General features: G+C 65.7%; 3 protein-coding genes and 1 pseudogene. 2 read left to right on the top strand and 2 right to left on the bottom strand.

Annotated features, from left to right (window positions below; all coding sequences use genetic code 11):
* Window positions 1–124: 124 nt before the first annotated feature.
* Entirely contained in the window at window positions 125–1,315 is a 1,191-nt protein-coding gene (locus ACLV8F_RS24630; protein ID WP_411886826.1) for an EAL and HDOD domain-containing protein, read from the bottom strand.
* A 371-nt stretch (window positions 1,316–1,686) separates the two neighbouring features.
* On the opposite strand from ACLV8F_RS24630, the gene ACLV8F_RS24625 reads away from it, so the two are divergent.
* A complete protein-coding gene (locus tag ACLV8F_RS24625; RefSeq protein WP_411886825.1) occupies window positions 1,687–3,384 on the top strand; it encodes an ATP-binding protein in 1,698 nt (565 codons plus the stop codon).
* Between the two features lie 873 nt (window positions 3,385–4,257).
* Here ACLV8F_RS24625 and ACLV8F_RS24620 read toward each other — a convergent pair.
* Complete coding sequence (locus tag ACLV8F_RS24620; RefSeq protein WP_411886824.1) at window positions 4,258–5,067, bottom strand: IclR family transcriptional regulator; 810 nt, start codon at window positions 5,065–5,067, stop codon at window positions 4,258–4,260.
* A 185-nt stretch (window positions 5,068–5,252) separates the two neighbouring features.
* Between ACLV8F_RS24620 and ACLV8F_RS24615 the strand changes: the two are divergent.
* Window positions 5,253–5,458, top strand: a pseudogene (locus tag ACLV8F_RS24615) (tripartite tricarboxylate transporter substrate binding protein); the annotation flags it as partial.

The raw sequence follows: 5,458 nt of genomic DNA, 5'->3' as shown, positions 1-5,458 counted from the left end.
CCCGCTGGGGGAGGGCTGGGGTGGGGGCCAACCAGCCTTCGAACAGGCGCGGCGAAACATCAAGCGCCGCGAGCCCCCATCCCAACCCTCCCCCAGCGGGGGAAGGCGCTAATCCCACCATCGCCTAGATAGAAACGGTATGCGCCCACGCCAGCGCCGCCAGGTGCGCCTGGTTCACCCGCGTGGACGTCATGAACAGCGCCTCAGCCCTGTCCGCCACCCGCCCGTCCGATTGCTCACACGCCTCGACCAGCGCCAGGAAAGGCCCGTACACCCCTTCGCGGTGCAGCAAGGCCTGCACCACCGCCTCCGGCAGCAGGATCTGGCTGACCACGGTTTGCAGGGGGATGCCCAGCAGCTGGTCCAGCAAGGAAAACATGCCGACAAAAAACAGGTGCTCGGCCTCGGCGCGGGGCAGCAGGTCCTTGCCCAGCAGCTCGGCGAAGCGGCCGCGCACGATGGCGGCCTGCAACAGCGCGTGGGAATAACCCGTGGTGTTGGTGGTGGCCAGCAGCACCGACAGCCAGCGGAACAGCGGCGTATAGCCCAGCATGGTCACCGCGTGGCGCAGGGATTCGATCTCGACCTCGATGCCGAAACCCGGGGAATTGATGTAACGAAAGAGCTTGTACGACAGCGCCGCATCGCGCTTGAGCACGCCTTCGATGTGCCGCACGTCGGCGTTTTCCTGCACCATCTGCATCAGTTGCAGGATGAACACGCCCTGCGGGCTCAGCGCCGCACCGGCGTTTTGCGGCCGCGGCGTGGAGCACAGCGTCTCAAAAAAGCCACCCACACCCAGCGGGATGCAGCCGTCAAATTCGCGCCAGCCCGGGAAATTCTTCACCACCACCTGCGGCGGCGGGTCTATGTGTTTGGCCTGGGTGACGATGGCCCCGAATTCCGGGTGGCCCAGCGGCAGTTCTATGTGCGTGGCCAGCGGCAGCAGCGTGGCGGCATGCAGTTCCATAAAGGCCAGGTCTATGCCGCGCAGGCACAGGCGCATGCCCTGCTCGCGCATGGAGGCCATGCCCGGCTGGCTTTCTTCGCCCAGGTCGGCGCAGTCCAGCATCAGCACCGTGTTGTTGGGCGGGCTGCCGACGGCGATCCCGCCCGAAGGCACGCCGCGGTCGGCATCCAGGAACAGCAAACCCAGCTCGGCCGCCTGGGCGCGCTCGCCCACAAAGGCCAGCAGTTCCTGCACGTCCTCCAGCCCGGCCGACGCCGGCGCACCGCGCCAGGCCAGCTTGTAGCCGACCACCTGTTGTTTGGGGTCCAGCAGCGGCGCTCTGACGAGGTATTTGTTTTCTGGCATGGCGAATGAAGCGGATAAGGCGGATAAAGCTGTTGTTATGGCGGTTTTTGTCTCGTGCGGCGCTCTGAAAATAGTGCCAGCCTGCCTTTTTCGGGCTGTGCGGCGCGCGCCCCGGATAGGGCGGCACGCCGGCCCGGGGCCAGGACGGTCTTTCAGCACACTGTAAGGAAGCCGATAGCCCTTGATTGCCCTGAACAGGCGGGATATCGCCGCTCTGTTCGCCGGATTGGGGTTTAGGCGGGCTGGTGTATCAAGCCGGGAACCGTTAGGCTGGACGGCGTGTCTACATCCTCTCGCGGCGCCCGACTTTCCTCCGACTTTCCTCCGTCATTCCTCCGGCTCCGTAGCCAAGCCCAGAAAGACCATGACCCATGGACAAGCGCTTGCCCTTTTATGTCTGGTGGATTGTTGCCGCCGGCATTTTGCTGTCGGCCCTGGTGTGGACGTTTTTTGCCTTCCAGATCCGCCAGGAGAAAGAAGAAGCCGTGCGCGCCCAGGCGCAGCACAACAGCAACCTCGCGGTGATTTTTGCCGAACAGGCCATCGCCACCGTGGAAGACGTGGACGGCCTGCTGCTGGACATGCGCCGCATCTATGCCGACAAAGGCCGGGCCACCCGCCTGGACGACGTGCCCACGCCGCTGGCCCTCACGGCCCGGGCGCTGGTCTACCGCGCCATCCTCGACAAGGACGGCAAGATCATCGTCGGCCTGACCCTGCCCGACGGCGCCAACCTGGCTGACCGCGAATACTTCAAGCTGCAGAAAGCCGCCGCCACCGACAAGCTCGTCGTGGGCAACGCCGTGGTCGGCTGGACGACCGGCCGCCAGACCGTGCACATCAGCCGGCGCATCACCAACCCCGACGGCAGCTTCGGCGGCGTGGTCGTCGTCGGGCTGGACCCGACCATCTTCACCGAGCTTTACAAAAAGGTCGACATGGGCGACAACGGCCACATCGCCTTCGTCGGCTTTGACGGCCAGCTGCGCGCGCGGCGCCTGGGCGACAGCGCGAGCTTCGGCGGCGACGTCTCCGGCAACCTGAACCTGCGCAAAATCCTGGCCGAAAAAAACGAAACCCCCAGCGGCAGCATGAACGCGCCCAGCGGCCTGGACGGCGTGCCGCGCGTCATCGCCTTCAAGACCATCCCCTCCCTGTCCATGGTGGTCATCGTCGCCACCACTTCCGACGAAGCCCTGGCCCCCGCCGAAGAACGCGCCGAGCGCTACACCAGCATCGCCATAGGCGCGACCGTGCTGCTGCTGATGCTGGCCACGGCCCTCTCGGCCGTCTTCACCCACCAGCACAAACACACACGGCAGATTGAACTCCTCAACCACGGCCTGGAGCAGCGCATAGAAGCCCGCACCCGCGACCTGCAGGAAGCCAATCAGCGGCTCGAAGCCTTCTCGTATTCCGTGTCACACGACCTGCGCGGACCCTTAACGACCATAGACGGCTTCAGCGGCTTGCTGCTGCGCCGCAAATCATTACAGGCCGACCAGCCCACACTGTCACTGGTGGGCCGCATCCGCAGCGGCGTCGGCCAGATGACGCTGCTGATAGACGGCCTGCTCTCACTGGCGACTTTGGCCCGCGGCCAGGTGCACCGCGAACCCGTCAACCTCAGCATCATCGCCAAAGCCATCCTCAAACAACACACCGACGCCGAGCCGCAACGCGTGGTCGAAACCCACATCCACGACAGCCTGGTCGTGCAAGCCGACAGCCGCCTGATGACCTCCGTCCTCAGCAACCTGATCGCCAACGCCTGGAAGTTCAGCGCCGGCACAGCCGCGCCGCGCATCGAAGTCGGCAGCCAGGTGGGCGAGGATGGGAAAGTTGTTTTCTTTGTGCGCGACAACGGTGCGGGGTTTGACATGGCGCACGCCGGCAAACTGTTCCAGGTGTTTGAGCGGCTGCACACCGCGTCTCAGTTTGAAGGCACCGGGATTGGGCTGGCCACCGTCAAGCAGATTATTGAGATGCACCGTGGGGAGGTGTGGGCGGAGAGTGCGCCTGGGGCGGGGGCTAGTTTTTATTTCACGATTGGGGATGGAGGGGAGTGAGGCCGGGTCTTGCTCCGGCCTTGCGCGCTCTTCCTCTGTGCTCTTTGTTGAGGGCGGCTGGCCGGGAGTGGCCCGGCGGCCAGTAACTTTCTTTTGCTTCGCCAAAAGAAAGTCACCAAAGAAAAGGCGACCCTGGTTGCTGCGTCCCCTGCGCTTCGCTACGGGGCAGCCTGCGGTGCTCGGTCCAGCCGGGGTCTGGCTAAACTCGCTACGCTGCGCTTCGCTCAGACAACGCCAGCCCTTATCCGTCTGGACCTCCGCTCCTCGGCGCATCCACAAGGGGTGGGGACAGGAATACCGAACAGCCAAATACCAGACAGCCGAAGACAGAAACCCGTATTTGTCTTCCTTCTTGTCCCCTCTCCCCCTGGGAGAGGGTTAGGGTGAGGGCCAGCAGCCTTCGCATCCGCAGCTACACATCAACCGCCGACGGCCCCCTCACCCCTGCCCTCTCCCAGAGGGAGAGGGAGTAAATGCATGGCCCCCGCATCGCCGCTTGCTCTTGCTGTTCCCCTCTTTTTTTGTCCCCGCTCCCGCTCCCGATTGCCCCTTGTGGATGCGCCGAGGAGCGCAGGTTCAGACGGATCAGGGCAAAAACTTGTTTGAGCGAAGCGAGTTGTTTTTGACCCCGGCTGGACCGAGCACCGCAGGCTGCCCCGGAGCGAAGCGCAGGGGACGCAGCAACCAGGGTCGCCTTTTGGTATTCGCGTAACTTCGCTTCGCGAAGTGAGCGAATCCCCATTGCATGACCTTTGCCTACGTTCTTTTGGCGAAGCAAAAGAAAGTAGGTCGCCCGCCGGGGCGAGACCCGGCCAGCAGCCCTCAGCAGAGATAACCGAAGAGGAGCGCGCAAAGGCCGGCGCAAGACCCGCCCTACAACCCCTCCGGCAACAAAGCCGCCAACGCCTCCCGCATGGACCGGACAATCAGCTTCTGCCGTGCAAGCGGCATCCGCTCCATCGTCGACGCCACGCTGATCCCCGCGGCCGGCGCGCCGTCGTGCCCCATCACCGCCATGCCGACGGCCAGCACGCCTTCGGTGGCGTGATTGCCGATCACGGCCCAACCCCGTTCACGCGTGGCCCGCACCAGAATCCCCATCCGCTCCGGCGTCATGCCGCCGTAGCGCCCCAGCACCGGCGCGTTGGCGGCGATGGCGCCGGCCGCTTCTTCTTCGGGCAGCGCGGCCAGCAGGGCCAGGCCGGCGGCGCCCACGCCCAGGGGCTGGCGTGTGCCGACCTGGATCACCAGCATCTGCACCGGGTGGGTGCCGACCTGGCGCGCGATGCAGTGCGAGGCCGCGCCCTCGCGCACAATCGCGAAGGCCGCGTCGCCGCAGGCCTGGCTCACGCGCGCCAGCACCGGCTGCAGGCGCGCCGCGAAATCTGATGACAAAGGCGGCTGCGCATGCAGGGCCAGGCGCGGCCCGGCCCCATAACGGAAGCGCCCGCGCGGCGCGAGGTAGCCGGCTTCGAGCAACGTCGCCAGCAGGCGGTAGACCGTGGCGCGCTCCAGCCCCACGGCGCGGCACAGGTCGATGACACGCAGGCCTTCGCGGCCGCCTTGCAGCACGGCATCGAGCACCTGCAGGCCGCGCCGCAGCGTGCGGCTGCCGGCCTGGTCGGCCGGCTCGGCCGGGGCTGCGGAAGGTTTGGGGGAAAGTTTGGAGGAAGGGGACGCCATGGCATGGGACTATAAAACGTCCGTCTGCCGGACGTTCGGGTTTTGTGGGTAGGGGGGGTGTGGTCAAGAATTTCCGTGTCGCCGCAAGCCCGGCCCCGGCATGTGCAGGCGCGCGACACGAAGCAATGCAGACAGACAAACAAACAAACAAACAAACAAACAAACAAATGACAGGAGACAAAACCATGGATACGCACGCACGCCCCCGCACAACGCCATCACGCAGGCCGGCCCTCGCCGTCTTTGCCGCCCTCTTCACTGCCCTCGCCTGCACGGCCGCGCTGCCGCTGCGCGCCCAGCCCGCCTGGCCGGCCAAGCCCGTGCGGCTGGTCGTCGGCTATGCGGCCGGCGGCGCCACCGACGTGGTTGCGCGCATCGTCGCGGCCGAACT

It is taken from the genome of Polaromonas sp. YR568 (assembly GCF_943369675.1).
Taxonomy (GTDB): Bacteria; Pseudomonadota; Gammaproteobacteria; order Burkholderiales; family Burkholderiaceae_C; genus Polaromonas.
Note: the sequence above shows the minus strand (reverse complement) of the source record. Positions and strands in the feature narration are given on the sequence as shown.